The organism is Catenulispora sp. GAS73, assembly GCF_041262085.1.
GTDB lineage: Bacteria > Actinomycetota > Actinomycetes > Streptomycetales > Catenulisporaceae > Catenulispora.
Map to the genome: position 1 here is coordinate 96,930 of NZ_JBGCCM010000018.1, position 14,189 is coordinate 111,118.

Genomic DNA, 14,189 nt, shown 5'->3' on the forward strand with positions numbered 1-14,189 from the left:
GCGGTGGCGGCGAGCCTGGTGCTGGGCCGGCACGGCAGGGCCGGCGGTGCGGCACGAGCTGCCTACCGGGCTGGCGGTGCGGCAGCGAGCTGCCCACCGGGCTCGCGGTGGGGCAGCGGGCTGGCGTTGCGGCTGAACGAACTGCCCACCGGGTTCGCGGTGCGGCTGAGCGAGCTGCTTACCGGCTCTGGCTCGGTCGCGGAGCGCGCGAGCCAAAGCGGCTGGCGCGGCCGGGTAGGCGATGCGGTGGTGAGTTTTTGCTGGGCGGCGCGTGTGTGGGGCGTCGGTGTTACTGGTCGAGGTAGCGGCTTTGGCCGGCCCTAGCGTCCGAGCCCCTGCTCCAAGACAGCGGCGGCTCTCCGCACATCTTCGGTGACCGCCGCAGCAAGCTGATCCACCGACTCCGCCCCATCCAGCCGCCGCTCCAGGCTGCGAAACTGTACTCTCCACAGCCCCAACAGCGCCGCCGCCGTGATCTGCGGCTCGGGATCCGCCGGATCCTGCGCGCCCCGCTCGGCCAGCACCTTCGCCGCCTCGGCGGTCACCCGCTCGGTGACAGCGTTCTGATGCGCCCTCAGCGCCGGCGTCGACCATAACAGCGTGCTGAATCGCCGATACAGCTCCGCGCCTTCCCGGAAGTTCTTCCGCGCGGCCAGCTGCCCCATCATCATCGCCAGCTCGTCGGCCAGTACCTCCAGCGCCGCCCGCACCGGCGCCACGCCCGGATCGGCCAGCGCCGCCAGCAGCGCGTCGGAGGCGCCGTCGAGGCGGTCCATGATCAGCGCTTCCTTGGTGGGGAAGTAGTTGAACACCGTCTTCTCCGAGACCCCGCAGGCCTCGGCGATCTCGCTCACCCGCACCCCGTCGAAGCCCCTGGCCAGGAACAGCTGCGTCGCGGTGTCGGCGAGCAGCTGGCGGGTCTGGCGCTTCTTGCGCTCGCGCAGGCTCTCGGGCGGGCTCATGCCGTCCAGTCTAGTGCCGTCACAGAAAAGTTTCTGTTACAGTAATTTTTCAGTGACAGTAAACAACCTTCGGAGGCCCGCATGAGCGCCATCCATCTCGTCAACGACTACCCGCGCCCCGCCGACGTGGTCTGGCGCGCCCTCACCGATCCGGAGCTGATACCCCGCTGGACCGCGACCGGGGCCGGCGGCCGTCCCGTCGGGTTCGACACCGTGGTCGGCACACGCTTCCAGTTCGTCGCCAAGCCCAAGCCCGGGTGGGACGGCGTCGTCGACTGCGTCGTGCTGGAGGCCGACGCCCCCAGGCTGCTGCGCTTCTCCTGGGCCGACAGCGGCGGCGGCGACCAGTCCGAGGTCGCCTACCGGCTGTCGGCCACCGCCGAGGGGACCCGCCTGCACTACGACCACACCGGCTTCACCGGGCCCAGCGGCTTCTTCATGGCCCGGCTGCTCGGACATGTCCGGCGCCGGATGCTGACCGTCGGGCTGCCGCCGGTGCTGGCCGAGCTGGATCGGTCTGTTCGTTGATCGCGGCCCCGCGTTAAACGCGGCCGCTGGCCTTCTGCGTGCGCCGCGCCACCGAGTCGATGACCACCGCGGCCAGCAGCACGGCGCCGGTGACCATGAACTGGATGCTGTTCGCCAGCCCCTGGATGTTCATGCCGGACTGGATCGAGCCGATGACCAGCGCACCGAGCAGCGCCGACCAGGTCTTGCCGCGTCCGCCGAACAGGCTCGTACCGCCGATGACCGCGGCCGCGATCGCGTTCATCAGCAGGTTGCCGCTGCCGGAGGTCTGGGACGCCGACTCGATCTGGCCGGCCAGGAACATGCCGCCGACCGCCGACATCAGGCCGCAGATCATGAACACCGTGATGCGGATGAACGGCACGCTGATACCGGCCCGGCGGGCCGCCTCGATGCTGCCGCCGACGGCGAAGATGCGGCGGCCGTAGACCGTGCGCCGCAGGATGAAGTCGCCGACCACGATGAAGATCAGGAAGATCAGCGGCGCCAGCGGCAGGCCCTTGTACTGGTTGAACACGTACGCCACCACGAAGGCGACGATCGCCAGCAGGATCACCCGCGCCGCGATCTCGCCGATCGGCTGCGCCGGCACCCCGGCCCGCTGCCGCCGCAGCCGGCCGTAGAGCGCGACCAGCGCGTAGAGCACGACCGCGATCGCCGCGGCGCCGTAGCCGGCGGCCTGCTGGCCGTAGATGGTGGTGTAGAGCTTGGAGACGATGCCGTTGTTCGGCAGGTTGACGGTGCCGGTGGCGCCCAGCACCTTCAGCATCAGACCGTTCCACGCCAGGTTGCCGGCCAGGGTGACGACGAACGCCGGCACGCCGATCCGGGCGAAGAAGAAGCCGTGGACGAACCCGGTGGCCGTGCCGGTGGCCAGCGCGAGGATCAGCGCCAGCCATTGGTTCACGCCGTGGTTCACCGACGTCACGGCGAACACCGCCGCGGCCAGTCCGGACACCGAGCCGACCGACAGGTCGATCTCGCCGAGCAGCAGCACGAACACCACGCCGAGGGCGATCATGCCGGTGCCGACGATCTGCTGCGAGAGATTCGACAGGTTCTGCGCCGACAGGAACGTGCTGTTCAGGCTCCAGAACACGATCCAGATGATCGCCAGGGCCACGATCACCGGCAGCGAGCCCAGCTCACCGCCCTTGACCCGGCGCATGAACTCGTTCCAGTAGCCGCCCACGCCGCTCTGGCGCTGCAACAGCCGCGGGTCGGCGGCCGAGCCGGCCGCCGGGACCATGGTCTCGACGATCTCCCGGACCACGTCCTTCGACTCGCCGGTCGCCTTCGCGGCCTGGGCCGTGGCCTCCGCCGGGGTGGCGCCGGCGGCCAGCAGTTCCTCGACCTTGTCGCTGACCGAGCCGCCGCCGGCCGGCACCGGCCGGTCCTCGCCGCTGTAGTCGCCGGCGCCGGTCGGAATCGGCGGCGGGACCTGGCGGCCCTCGCCCTCGCGGTCCCCGCGCGTGCCGCCGCTGTTCGGGTCCTGGCTCATTCCTGTCCCTCCGGGTGCCGGGCCGCCCGCCGGGTGACGGCGTTGTCGGTGGCGCCGGTGATCGCCGAGATGATCTCCTGCTCGTTGGTGTGGTGGCCGTCGAAGAACCCGTTGTTGCGGCCCAGCCGCAGCACCGCCACGGTGTCCGCGACGGCCATCACGTCGACCATGTTGTGGCTGATCAGGATCACCCCGAGGTTCCGGTCGCGCAGCCGCTCGACCAGGTCCAGCACCTGCGCGGTCTGCTCGACGCCCAGGGCCGCGGTGGGTTCGTCGAGCAGCACCACCTTGGGGTCGCCGATCAGCGAGCGGGCGATGGCCACGGTCTGCCGCTGGCCACCAGACAGCGAGGCCACCGGGATGCGGACGCTCGGGATGCGGATCGACAGCGTCTGGAGCAGCTCGCGGGAGCGGCCCTCCATCGCGATCTCGTCGAGGATCCCCGCCTTGCGGATCTCGCTGCCCAGGAACAGGTTGCCGACCACGTCGAGGTTGTCGGCCAGCGCGAGGTCCTGGTAGACGGTCGCGATGCCGAGCTTCTGGGCGTCGTGCGGGCCCTTGATGCCGACCGGGCTGCCCTCCCAGACGATCTCGCCCTCGTCCGGCTGGTTCACCCCGGCGATGGCCTTCACCAGGGTGGACTTGCCGGCGCCGTTGTCGCCGACCAGTGCGACGACCTCCCCGGCGTGGACTGCCAGGTCGACGCCGGAGAGGGCCTGCACGGCGCCGAACCGTTTGGAGACACCGCGCAGTTCCAGCACGGGTTGCGAAGTCGTGTCGGGCATGGGGGTACCTCCGCGTTGGCTCGGGGCTTCGGCTTCTGCTGCTGCTCTGTAGCTCTCAGGCGGGCCTCGGGGGAGGGCGCACTCGGGCGAGTGCGCCCTCTGCCTCAGGCGGGCCTGGAAGGGACCAGCAGGATCAGCAGGTGATGCCGACCTGCGCGGCGGTGTACAGGCCGTCCTTGACGACGGTGGTGCAGACGTTGCTCTTGTCGACCACGGTCGGGGTGATCAGCTTCGAGGGCACCGACTGTCCGGAGCCCGACGTCTGCTTGTCCGGCAGCAGGTCCGTGCCGGGGGTCTTGCCCTGCGCGAACTGCACGGCCACGTCGGCCGCACCGGTGGCCTCGGGCTTGTACGGCTTGTAGATGGTCATGGTCTGGGTGCCGGCCTCGATCCGCTGGAGCGCGTCGAGCTGCGCGTCCTGACCGGTGAGCGGCACGTGCAGGCCGCTCGCGCTCAGCGCGGTGGCGATACCGGCGGCCATGCCGTCGTTGGCGGAGTAGACGCCGTTGATGCTGGCGGCCCCGAGTGCCGTGATGGCGCCGGCCATCTCCTGGTTGGCGGTGTTCGGGTCCCAGTTCGGGGTGTCGTACTCCTTGCCGATCTTCACCTTGCCGTTCAGCACCGACTGCGCGCCGGCCTTGAACTGCGCGGCGTTCGGGTCGGTGGGGGAGCCGTTGATCATCACGATCTGCTTGCTCGCGGCGCCCGACCCCAGCGCGGTCAGCAGGGCGGTGCCCTGCAGCTCGCCGACCTTCATGTTGTCGAAGGAGACGTAGGCGTCGACCGGGCCCTGCGCGAGCCGGTCGTAGGCCACGACCTTCACCCCGGCGTCGTGCGCCTTCTGCACGGAGGCCTGGATGGACTTGGAGTCCACGGCGTCCAGGACGAGGACCTTGTCGCCCTTGGTCAGGGCGGTGTCGACCTGGGTCTGCTGGACCGTGGCGTCCTGGCCGGCGTTGTAGTAGTCGATCTGCACGCCGGGCATCTTGGCGTTCAGCTCGGCCTCCAGCAGCGGCTTGTCGAACGCCTCGTACCGGGTCGTCTTCGACTCCGGCAGCAGGATGCCGATGCGGGTGCTCGAATTCGAGCCGGTCGCGCCGCCGCTCCCGCTGGACGAACTGGACTTGCTGCTCTTGGCACTGCCGCAGCCGGCGGCAGTGGCGGCCAGCACGGCCGCGGCGAAGAATATCCCGGCGGCGCGGGCCGGACGCAGGTGCTGCATGATGCGCTCATTCCTCTCGCGGCCCCCGGATTCGGCGGCCTACTGTTTTCCCACTAGAGATCCACTAGGGGTGGGGCGCCAGTTGGAGAGGGCCATAAGGGTTGTGCGCGCGGCGAGGGTGGCGGGTGGGAGGTCGCGGGGCGCGGGGGTTCAGGGCTCGGCGGGCGTGAACGTCCGCCGATAGGCGTTCGGGCTGATCCCGGTGGTCCGCTTGAACCGGTCCCGGAACGCCGTCGCCGACCCGAACCCCACCTGCGCCGCGATCCGCTCCACCGAGTGCTGCGTGGTCTCCAGCAGGTGCTGCGCGCGGCGGGTGCGGGCCCGGTGCAGCCACTGGAGCGGGGTGGTGCCGGTCTGGTCGCGGAAGCGGCGGATGAGGGTGCGGGTGCTCAGGCCGGCCTCGGCGGCGATGTCGGGGAGCGTGAGGTCGCGGCCGAGGTTGGCGCCGAGCCAGGTGAGCAGCGGCTCCAGGGTTCCGCCCCGCGGGGCGGGGGTGTGGTCCTGGACGATGAACTGCGCCTGGCCGCCCTCGCGCTCCAGCGGCATCACCGACAGGCGCGCGCAGTGGGCGGCGACGGCGGAGCCGTAGTCCTTGCGGATCATGTGCAGGCACAGGTCCAGGCCTGCGGCGGCGCCGGCCGAGGTGAGGAACTGGCCGTTGTCGACGTACAGGACGCGCGGGTCGACCTCGATCGCGGGATAGGCGGCGGCGAGTCGGTCGGCGGCGAGCCAGTGTGTGGTGGCGCGCAGGCCGTCGAGCAGGCCGGTGGCGGCCAGGGCGAAGGTGCCGACGCAGATTGAGGCGATGCGGGTGCCGTTCTGCGCGGCGGCGCGCAGGGCGTCGCGGACGGCGGTCGGGAGGGGCGTGAGGGGGTTTTCGACGCCGGGGACGATGATCGTGTCCGCGTCGTGGAGGGCTCGCAGGTCGTAGGGCGCGCGCAGGGTGAAGCTTCCGGCGTTGAGCTCGGGGTGCTCGGCGCACACGCGGACCTGGTAGCCGGGGCGTCCGTCGGGGAGGCGGGCTCGGTTGAAGACTTCGATCGGGGTGGAGAGGTCGAAGGGGATCACGCCGTCCAGGGCGATGATGGCGACGGTGTGCATGGCGAGAACATACCTCGGCGGGGGTGGGTGGGGTGGCGGTTTGTCGCGTTGGTTTGAGTATTCTCGCTGTTCAGAGCATCTCTTACTGCGGTGGCGTTTTTCCGTTGAAACCTGGCACTATTGCCACTGGGGATCGGGTCGGCGGCTGGATAGCGTCACGAGGTGACCAAATTCTTGCTGTCGCTGCACGTTCTGGCGGCGATCATCGCGGTGGGGCCGGTGGCCGTCGCCGCGAGTATGTTTCCCAAGGCTCTGCGACGGGCTCATGAGGATGCTGAGGGTGCGGCCTCGCCTCGTCTGCTTTATCGGGTGTGCCGTGTGTACGCGGGTGTCGGTATCGCTGTTCCCGTCTTCGGGTTCGCTACGGCGAGCAATATGGGGGTTCTGGGTAGCGCGTGGCTGATCACGGCTATCGGCCTGACGGCCGTGGCGGCAGGCGTTCTTGCGCTGTGGATTCTGCCGGCGCAGCACGCTGCTCTTGAGGGATTGGATGATGCAGCCGCTGGTGGCGTCGGCGTCGCCAAGGTCGCTGCCCGGCTTGGTGCGGCGACCGGGGTCTTCAACCTGTTGTGGGCGACTGTCACGGTTCTGATGATCGTGCGTCCGGGTTCGACGACGGGGGCGTGACGGTGGCTGCTCGCTTCTTCCGTGTCGCTGCGTTCGTCGAGCTCGTCACGCTGATCGTGTTGTTGGGGAACCTCGCCACGCTCCATGCGAAGCCGGTGACGTCGCTGATCGGTCCGACGCACGGTTGCGCGTATCTCGTCATCGTTCTTGCGACGTGGCGTAACGATCGCGCTGTTCTCGCCGTCAAGCTGGCGGCGTTGTTGCCCGGTATCGGAGGGTTCCTGGTGCTTCGGCTGCTGAGGCCTTTGATATCAGATGCATGAGTCCGGGGCGTCCCCTCTGGGAACGCCCCGGATCGGCTGGCTGGATCAGCCAGCCTTCGCAGTGCCTTCGTTACTGGCGTGCGGCTTCGCGCTGCTCCATCGGCGCCGCCCCGGCCGTCGCACGGCCTGCGAGCTGCGCGTTCTGCGCGGCGCTGAGCGTGTCCGCGCCGCCGGTGTCTCCGGCGCCGACGACGTTCGTGATGCGGAACTTCACCGGCGGGCCGTCGCCCTTGTTGGGCTTGTCGTGGGCCCGGCACATCACGACCGAGCCGACCTCCAGCGGTTCGTCGAGGTTGCCCGGGACGTAGGCGCGGACCTGTTTACCCCCGTTCATCGGGGTCAGGACCGCGACTCGGGGCATGAGCTTCTCCGAACCGTCGGGCTTCATCTCGCGCCGGGTGAAGTCGGCGAACTCCGTCACCTTGTAGCGGTGGCGCACGTCGGACTTCGCGACGTGGTCACCGCCCTCGTTCTTCTTGCCGGACTTGGACATCGCCTCGGGCCTCCTTCGGTCGACCGAACCCCCACCCCAGCAACTCATCGGCGGCGGCGGCGTGTCCTGTCGGTCGCGGTCATCCGGGTGATTTCGAGGAAAGGTGGTCGAGGTGCACGGTGACTGTCACCTGGTGCTGCGGATTCACGGCGATGGTCACGTCGATGTCGTGGTCCGGCTTGCTCGGCGTGGTCGAGGGCGGCGGCGGGGTGGCTGTGGTGGTCGGGGTGGTCGGGGTGGTCGGCGGCGCGGGCACGCTTGAGGGCGGCGGAGTCGGCGTGGGTGTGGTGGTCGTGCTGGAAGGCGGCGGTGTGACCGGAGGTGTGCTCGGCGGCGGTGACGCAGGGGACTGCGTCGCCACCGGCGTCGGCTGCGGTGTCGCAGGGGCCTGAGCGGCGGGAGCTTGCACCGGTGCGGCCTGAGTCTGGGTTGGGGCCGGTGTGTGAGCTGGCGCCGGAACCTTGGGCGCGGCATGGCGAGGCGTGTAGTGGACCGGCGCCACCGGCTGCTGCGGAGGTGTAGTCGCCGGGGCAGGCGCTGGCGTCGAGGGCTTGAGCGCTGGCTTCGAGGGTGTGGTCTTGGCCACGGGTGCCGTGGTCTTGGCGGGCTGGGTCTCGACGGGTGTCTGCGGGGTGGCGCTCGAATGTGCGGCACCGCCTGTCAAAGCCACCGCCGCGACAGCGATGGCAGCCGAACCCATCACACCCGCCGACACCACAGCCGCCTTGCCGGCACCGCTCGAAACCCCGTGCCGCAGCTTGCCGCCGACATGGCGAAGGTGACGCGTCGCGCCGACAGCGCCAGCAACCCCGCCGCCCTTCGCACCGCCGACCGCACCGGCTGCCTTCGCGCCGGCGGCGCTGGCACCAGTCTTTGCGCCGATCGCGCCAGCCGTACCGCCAGCCTTCGCGCCGGCAGCGCTGCCGCCAGTCTTTGCGCCGATCGCGCCGGCCGCCCCGACTACCTTCGCGCCAGCAGCGCTGCCGCCAGCCTTCGCGCCGGCCGCGCCAACCGTTCCAGCGGTCTTCGCGCCAGCCGCCGCGCCGCCAGCCGCGCCAGCCCCCGCGCCCGCACCAGCTCCCACGCCCACGCCCGCACCAGCCCCCACCGCGAACAGCCACCGCGACCCGCCGCCCAGCGTGAGCAGCAGCAGCGCCGGGCCGAGCAGCACCGGCAGTCGCAGGTTGACCTGCTGCAGCGCGGCCATGCGCGCCCGGCAGTCGTCGCACTGCTCCGCGTGCGCGCGCAGCGAGTCCGTCTGTCGTGCCGACAGGCCGCCGCGCACCAGCGACGGCAGCTTCTGCCAGTGCTTCGCGCACGCCTCGTCCGCCGGCGCTCCCGGGTAGCCGCGCAGGAATGCCTGGCGCAGCCCCTCGCGTGCGCGGTTGAGCAGCACGGCGGTCGCGTTGCTGTTCGCGCCGATGTGGCGTCCGACCGTCTCCAGCGGGAGGTCCTCGACCTCTGACAGCCACAGGGCCTGGACCCAGCGTTCCGGCAGGTCCTTCAGGAGGCGCGTGATGAAGTCCACGTGCGCTACCTGCTGCGACAGGTCCTCGGTGCCGGTGCTCGGGTGCGGGCGGCCGAACGCCGCGGCGGCTTCGGCGGATTCCGTCGGGAGGGGGATCTCGGTCGTGGCGCGGTGGAGGGTGTTCGCGAGGTTGCGGATGGTCGTGGCCAGGTAGGCCGGGATGTTCTCGACCGCGTGGCCGGCCGCGATGCGGCGCCAGACGCGGAAGTGGGCCTCGGCGACCAGGTCCTCGGCGGTGGAGGGGTTGCCGGTGAGGGTGCGGGCGTAGGCCGTGAGGCGGGCGTTGTGTTCCTCGTAGACGCGGGTGTACGCCGCGAGGTCGGCACCGGGCGGGCCCGGTTCCGGCTCCGCGTCGTCGGATGCCGGTTGGTCGTTTACGGCCGCTTCGGTCACGATCGCACCCCATGTCGTCGCTGTGCGTACCGATGGTACCGAAGATCCGTTTCGTCCCGGGTGTGGCCTAGATCACAGGGAATCCGGCGAAAACGGCGTAATGTCAGGCTCCCTTCACAAGTCCTTGTTGTGATAACGCCAGTACAGCGGCCGGATGGTGACGCCGTCCGGTCGGCCGACAGCAAGGAGTGACAGCGATGCTCGCCACCCACGAACAGCCGCTCAAGACCCACGTGGTGACCTCCGACACGCGGATGGCCGGAGTGCCCGCGGTGCTCCGCTTCCGCTCCGACGACCCGTTCGCGGTCCGACTGGCGTTCCTGGACGTCGACCCCGACCGCGGCGAGGACGGCGGCGCCGTCGACGGCATCGAGTGGGTCTTCGCCCGCGACCTGCTGACCGACGGCCTGCACACCCCGACCGGCGAGGGCGACGTGCACGTCTGGCCCTTCGGCCCCAGCGATCTGATGATCGAGCTGCGCAGCGGCGCCTCGACCGCCCTGGTGATCACGCCGCAGGTCGCGGTGCGGATGTTCCTGTGCCACGCCTACGCGATCGTCCCGGCCGGCTCCGAGCCCCGACACCTGGACCTGGACCGCGCGCTGGCCCGGCTCGTCGGCCAGGGATGAGGGGAAAGAAGGAACCGGCGCCGGATCAGCAGGCTGCCATCCACGCGGCCGGATCGCCGTGCACGCGCCGGATGACGGCCGTCGCCGCGCCGGTCACCGCCGCCGCCGTCCCGCGCCGCGACACGCGTACCGCGACCGGGGCCCAGGCCGCGGAGACCACATGCTCGGCCAGCGCCTTCTCCACGCCGGGTACCAAGGCGGCGAACTCCGGCCGGGCGTACGCGCCCCCGAGCACGACCGCGGGCAGGTCCAGCAGGTTGACGGCGGCCGCCGCCGCCCGGCCGAGCGCGGACGCGGCGGCCTCGGGCCCGTCACGCCGCAGCGCCTCCAGCCCGGCGACGGTCTCCAGGCAGCCCCGGGCGCCGCACCGGCAGCGGGCCCCGTCGGGCACGACCGTGACGTGCCCGATCTCGCCGGCCCAGCCGCGCGCGCCCCGGAAGAGCTCGCGGTCCAGGATGACGCCGGCGCCGACGCCGATCTCGCCGGAGACGTAGAGGAAGTCGGTGAGGGGCGCCGGCCGTTCGGCCGGGGTGTTGCCGTTGGAGCTCGGAACCCGGGTGCCCGCATCGCGCTCGGCTGGCATGCCGGGATCAACTCGCGCATCAAGCCCTGCGCCGGAGGCGCCGCCTGCCGCGCCGCCGATCCCGTCCAGCGCGCCCCCCACATCCGGCGCCCCATGGGCCTCGGCCAGCGCCGCGAAGTCCGCCTCGTTCCCGATCACCGGCTCGAACGGCATGTCCGGCAGTGCCCGCCCCAGCGCCGCCCCGATCTCCACGTCCTGCCACACCAGGTTCGGCGCCCGCCGGATCCGGCCGTGCGGCGCCTCGACCAGACCCGGCACCGCCAGCGCCGCGCCGGCGACCGTCAGCCCGGCCGCGGCCGTCGCCTCGCCGGCCGCCCCGGCCAGGTCGGCCAGCACCTCGGCCACCGCGCGCCCCCGCTGGTCGCCGTGCCGGATGACGGTCGCGCGCACCGCGCCGGTCAGGTCCACCACGCACGCCGCCAGGTAGTCGACGTTGATCTCCAGCCCCAGCCCCGCCGGTCCGTCCGCGGCCGGCACGAGTCCGGCGGCCGGCCGGCCCGCGCCGGTGGCCGGCGGCGGTGAAACTTCCACGATCAGCCCCGCCTCCAACAACGCGTCCGCCAGGGCCGACGCGGTCGCGCGGGTCACCCCGGTGGCCGCCGCCAGCGCGGCGCGCGACAGTGGGGCGGGAGCGTCCAGGATCAGGCGGTAGACCAGCGCCAGGTTGGCGTTGCGGATGCTGGCCTGGCGCGCCGGGTTGGGGATCGCGCGGTCGGCGGGGCCGGCCGGGCGAACCGGTTCGGCGGCGGCCCGGTCGGCGCGGTTGTCACGGTCGGCGGAAGCGGCGGCAGCGGTGGAGGCAGCTGTGGCGGAGTCGGCGGAATCAGCGGCGTCGGCGGGGCTGGTGGGCGCGGGCATGTCTTGACAATGCCACAGCCGGACCATAAGTTCATCCATTGAACAATTCCCCTCGATCGTGCCAGGAGCCGGCCATGACCGTCGCACCGTCACCCGCGGACAAATTCACCTTCGGCCTGTGGACGGTCGGCTGGCAGGCGCGCGACCCCTTCGGGGACGCGACCCGCCCCGCGCTGGACCCGGTCGAGACCGTGCACCGGCTGGCCGAGCTCGGCGCGTACGGCGTCACCTTCCACGACGACGACCTGATCCCCTTCGGCAGCTCCGACGACGAGCGCGCCAAGCACATCGCCCGGTTCCGCGAGGCCCTGGACGCCACCGGCATGAAGGTGCCGATGGCCACCACCAACCTGTTCACCCACCCGGTGTTCAAGGACGGCGCGTTCACCAGCAACGACCGCGACATCCGGCGCTACGCGCTGCGTAAGGTCATGCGCAACCTGGACCTGGCGGCCGAGCTCGGCGCCCACACCTACGTCCTGTGGGGCGGCCGGGAGGGCTCGGAATCGGATGCGGCCAAGGACGTGCGAGCCGCGCTGGACCGGTACCGCGAGGGCTTGGACATGCTGGCCGAGTACGTCATCGACCGCGGCTACGGCATCCGCTTCGCCCTGGAGCCCAAGCCCAACGAGCCGCGCGGCGACATCCTGCTGCCGACGATCGGCCACGCGCTGGGCTTCATCAGCACCCTGGAACACCACGAGATGGTCGGGCTGAACCCCGAGGTCGGCCACGAGCAGATGGCCGGCCTGAACTTCGCCCACGGCATCGCGCAGGCGCTGTGGCAGGGCAAGCTCTTCCACATCGACCTCAACGGCCAGCGCGGCATCAAGTTCGACCAGGACCTGGTCTTCGGCCACGGCGACCTGCTCAACGCCTTCTTCCTGGTGGACCTGCTGGAGACCGGCGGCTACGAGGGCCCCCGGCACTTCGACTACAAGCCGGCCCGGACCGAGGACATCACGGGGGTCTGGCAGTCCGCCGCCGCGAACATGAGCACCTACCTGCTGCTCAAGGAGCGCGCCGCGGCGTTCCGCGCCGACCCCGAGGTCGCCGAGGCCCGCGCGGCGGCGCGCGTGGACGAGCTCGCCACGCCGACTCTGGCCGCCGGCGAGACCTACGCCGACCTGCTCGCCGACCGCACCGCCTTCGAGGAGTTCGACGCCGACGAGGCCGCCGAGCGCGGCCTGGGCGCCGTCCGCCTGACCCAGCTCGCCGTCGAGCACCTGATGGGCGCCCGGTGAGGCAGGCCGCGAACAGGCACCGAAGCCCGAGCGCGGTGGGGTCCCGGTGAGCACTGAGGTCCCGGTGAGACTTGTCGCCGGCGTCGACTCCTCGACGCAGTCGTGCAAGGTCGTGATCCGCGACGTGGACAGCGGAGCCCTGGTACGCCAGGGCTCCGCCCCGCACCCGGCCGGCACCGCGGTCGACCCCGAGGCGTGGTGGCAGGCGCTGCACGCGGCCATCGAAGCGGCCGGCGGCCTGGAAGGCGTCGAGGCGCTCGCGGTCGGCGGCCAGCAGCACGGCATGGTGTGCCTGGACGAGCGCGGCGAGGTGATTCGGCCGGCTCTGCTGTGGAACGACACGCGATCCGCGCACGCCGCCGACGAGCTCGTGCGCGAGCTCGGCGCCGAGGCCTGGGCCCAGGCGGTCGGCTCGGTCCCGGTGGCCTCGTTCACCGTCACCAAGCTCCGCTGGCTCGCCGAGCACGAGCCCGAGAACGCCGCGCGCGTCGCAGCGGTCTGCCTTCCGCACGACTGGCTCACCTGGCGGCTGCGCGGCAGCACCGACATCAGTGAGCTGACCACCGACCGCAGCGACGCCTCCGGCACCGGCTACTGGTCGCCGAACACCGGCGAGTACCGCCTCGACCTGCTCGCCAGGGCACTCGGCCGGGAGGTCGTCGTGCCGCGCGTGGCCGGGGTCCGCGAGGTGGTCGGGCACTTCGGCGACCTCGCGCTGGCCCCCGGCGCCGGCGACAACGCCGCGGCCGCGCTCGGCCTCGGCGCGCGGGTCGGCGACGTCGTCGTGTCGATCGGCACCTCGGGAACCGTGTTCGCGGTCAGCGACCTGGCGACCGCCGAGGCCACCGGCACCGTCGCGGGCTTCGCCGACGCGACCGGCCGCCACCTCCCGCTGGTCTGCACCCTCAACGCCGCACGCGTCCTGGACGCCGCCTCGGCGATGGCCGGTGTCGACCTCGAAGAGCTTTCCCGACTGGCGTTGTCCGCACCGCCCGGGGCCGACGGCCTCACGCTGATCCCGTACCTCGAAGGCGAGCGCACCCCCAACCTGCCCGACGCCGCCGGCTCGATCCACGGCCTGCGCCTGGCCAACGCGACCGCCGCACACCTGGCGCGCGCGGCGGTGGAGGGCATGCTCTGCGGCCTGGCCGACGGCCTGGACGCGCTGACCGAGCTCGGCGTCCCGGTCGGGCGCGTCCTGCTCATCGGCGGCGGGGCGCGCTCGGAGGCCGTCCGTGCCGTCGCCCCGTCGATCCTCGGCTATGCGGTGACCGTGCCGCCCCCGGGCGAGTACGTGGCCGACGGCGCGGCGGCGCAGGCCGCCTGGGCCCTGGCCGGCTCCGACGATCCGCCCCGGCGCGTGACACAGGGCACTGAGACGTACGACGGCAAGCCGCTCCCGGAGATCCGAGAGCGCTACCACGAGTTCCGCGATCGCGCCGCCTGACCGGCGAGGACGCGGATGAACAGCC

The 14,189-nt window shown here is 71.7% G+C and carries 14 protein-coding genes; 6 read left to right on the plus strand and 8 right to left on the minus strand.

Annotation, left to right across the window (positions count from 1 at the left end; translation table 11 throughout):
- Window positions 1-320: 320 nt before the first annotated feature.
- Window positions 321-962 (minus strand): TetR family transcriptional regulator, encoded by a 642-nt coding sequence (locus tag ABH935_RS26325; RefSeq protein WP_370380606.1) that lies wholly within the window; start codon window positions 960-962, stop codon window positions 321-323.
- Window positions 963-1,043: 81 nt separating this feature from the next.
- On the opposite strand from ABH935_RS26325, the gene ABH935_RS26330 reads away from it, so the two are divergent.
- Window positions 1,044-1,490 carry an SRPBCC domain-containing protein gene (locus tag ABH935_RS26330; protein WP_370380607.1) on the plus strand — a complete coding sequence of 149 codons (447 nt, stop codon included), beginning with the start codon at window positions 1,044-1,046 and terminating at the stop codon, window positions 1,488-1,490.
- Window positions 1,491-1,503: 13 nt separating this feature from the next.
- Here ABH935_RS26330 and ABH935_RS26335 read toward each other — a convergent pair whose 3' ends face one another.
- The 4 genes from ABH935_RS26335 to ABH935_RS26350 form a co-directional block, all read right to left on the minus strand.
- Complete coding sequence (locus ABH935_RS26335) at window positions 1,504-2,739, minus strand: sugar ABC transporter permease (protein WP_370380739.1); 1,236 nt, start codon at window positions 2,737-2,739, stop codon at window positions 1,504-1,506.
- Between the two features lie 248 nt (window positions 2,740-2,987).
- Window positions 2,988-3,776 (minus strand): ATP-binding cassette domain-containing protein, encoded by a 789-nt coding sequence (locus tag ABH935_RS26340; RefSeq protein WP_370380608.1) that lies wholly within the window; start codon window positions 3,774-3,776, stop codon window positions 2,988-2,990.
- Window positions 3,777-3,909: 133 nt separating this feature from the next.
- On the minus strand, window positions 3,910-4,998 hold the full coding sequence (locus ABH935_RS26345; RefSeq protein ID WP_370380609.1) for a sugar ABC transporter substrate-binding protein: 1,089 nt from the start codon (window positions 4,996-4,998) through the stop codon (window positions 3,910-3,912).
- Between the two features lie 150 nt (window positions 4,999-5,148).
- The gene (locus ABH935_RS26350; protein ID WP_370380610.1) at window positions 5,149-6,099 is read right to left on the minus strand and encodes a GlxA family transcriptional regulator; all 951 of its coding nucleotides are present in this window, start codon (window positions 6,097-6,099) and stop codon (window positions 5,149-5,151) included.
- A 162-nt stretch (window positions 6,100-6,261) separates the two neighbouring features.
- On the opposite strand from ABH935_RS26350, the gene ABH935_RS26355 reads away from it, so the two are divergent.
- Both ABH935_RS26355 and ABH935_RS26360 read left to right on the plus strand, forming a co-directional pair.
- Window positions 6,262-6,726: a hypothetical protein gene (locus tag ABH935_RS26355; RefSeq protein WP_370380611.1), complete on the plus strand. Its 465-nt coding sequence runs from the start codon at window positions 6,262-6,264 to the stop codon at window positions 6,724-6,726.
- Window positions 6,723-6,989, plus strand: coding sequence for a DUF3817 domain-containing protein (locus ABH935_RS26360; RefSeq protein WP_370380612.1), 267 nt, complete (start codon window positions 6,723-6,725; stop codon window positions 6,987-6,989). Before ABH935_RS26355 ends, ABH935_RS26360 begins: the two co-directional genes overlap by 4 nt.
- 70 nt (window positions 6,990-7,059) lie before the next feature.
- Here ABH935_RS26360 and ABH935_RS26365 read toward each other — a convergent pair whose 3' ends face one another.
- Both ABH935_RS26365 and ABH935_RS26370 read right to left on the minus strand, forming a co-directional pair.
- Complete coding sequence (locus ABH935_RS26365) at window positions 7,060-7,482, minus strand: hypothetical protein (RefSeq protein WP_370380613.1); 423 nt, start codon at window positions 7,480-7,482, stop codon at window positions 7,060-7,062.
- Between the two features lie 79 nt (window positions 7,483-7,561).
- A complete protein-coding gene (locus tag ABH935_RS26370; protein ID WP_370380614.1) occupies window positions 7,562-9,403 on the minus strand; it encodes a sigma factor in 1,842 nt (613 codons plus the stop codon).
- A gap of 197 nt (window positions 9,404-9,600) precedes the next feature.
- On the opposite strand from ABH935_RS26370, the gene ABH935_RS26375 reads away from it, so the two are divergent.
- Window positions 9,601-10,032 carry an SsgA family sporulation/cell division regulator gene (locus tag ABH935_RS26375; RefSeq protein WP_370380615.1) on the plus strand — a complete coding sequence of 144 codons (432 nt, stop codon included), beginning with the start codon at window positions 9,601-9,603 and terminating at the stop codon, window positions 10,030-10,032.
- A 25-nt stretch (window positions 10,033-10,057) separates the two neighbouring features.
- On the opposite strand, the gene ABH935_RS26380 is transcribed toward ABH935_RS26375, so the two are convergent.
- Window positions 10,058-11,473, minus strand: coding sequence for an ROK family protein (locus tag ABH935_RS26380; protein ID WP_370380616.1), 1,416 nt, complete (start codon window positions 11,471-11,473; stop codon window positions 10,058-10,060).
- 74 nt (window positions 11,474-11,547) lie between these two features.
- Here ABH935_RS26380 and xylA point away from each other — a divergent pair, with 74 nt between their 5' ends.
- Together xylA and xylB are read left to right on the plus strand one after the other, a co-directional pair.
- Complete coding sequence (xylA, locus tag ABH935_RS26385; RefSeq protein ID WP_370380617.1) at window positions 11,548-12,717, plus strand: xylose isomerase; 1,170 nt, start codon at window positions 11,548-11,550, stop codon at window positions 12,715-12,717.
- Between the two features lie 64 nt (window positions 12,718-12,781).
- The gene (xylB, locus tag ABH935_RS26390) at window positions 12,782-14,164 is read left to right on the plus strand and encodes a xylulokinase (protein ID WP_370380740.1); all 1,383 of its coding nucleotides are present in this window, start codon (window positions 12,782-12,784) and stop codon (window positions 14,162-14,164) included.
- The last annotated feature ends 25 nt before the right edge of the window (window positions 14,165-14,189 follow it).

Excerpts from the sequence above, each read along its gene's own strand:
- ABH935_RS26325 (WP_370380606.1), bottom strand. The coding sequence starts at position 962 with ATGAGCCCGCCCGAGAGCCTGCGCGAGCGCAAGAAGCGCCAGACCCGC.
- ABH935_RS26330 (WP_370380607.1), top strand. The coding sequence starts at position 1,044 with ATGAGCGCCATCCATCTCGTCAACGACTACCCGCGCCCCGCCGACGTG.
- ABH935_RS26335 (WP_370380739.1), bottom strand. The coding sequence starts at position 2,739 with ATGGTCCCGGCGGCCGGCTCGGCCGCCGACCCGCGGCTGTTGCAGCGC.
- ABH935_RS26340 (WP_370380608.1), bottom strand. The coding sequence starts at position 3,776 with ATGCCCGACACGACTTCGCAACCCGTGCTGGAACTGCGCGGTGTCTCC.
- ABH935_RS26345 (WP_370380609.1), bottom strand. The coding sequence starts at position 4,998 with ATGCAGCACCTGCGTCCGGCCCGCGCCGCCGGGATATTCTTCGCCGCG.
- ABH935_RS26350 (WP_370380610.1), bottom strand. The coding sequence starts at position 6,099 with ATGCACACCGTCGCCATCATCGCCCTGGACGGCGTGATCCCCTTCGAC.
- ABH935_RS26365 (WP_370380613.1), bottom strand. The coding sequence starts at position 7,482 with ATGTCCAAGTCCGGCAAGAAGAACGAGGGCGGTGACCACGTCGCGAAG.
- ABH935_RS26375 (WP_370380615.1), top strand. The coding sequence starts at position 9,601 with ATGCTCGCCACCCACGAACAGCCGCTCAAGACCCACGTGGTGACCTCC.
- ABH935_RS26380 (WP_370380616.1), bottom strand. The coding sequence starts at position 11,473 with ATGCCCGCGCCCACCAGCCCCGCCGACGCCGCTGATTCCGCCGACTCC.
- xylA (WP_370380617.1), top strand. The coding sequence starts at position 11,548 with ATGACCGTCGCACCGTCACCCGCGGACAAATTCACCTTCGGCCTGTGG.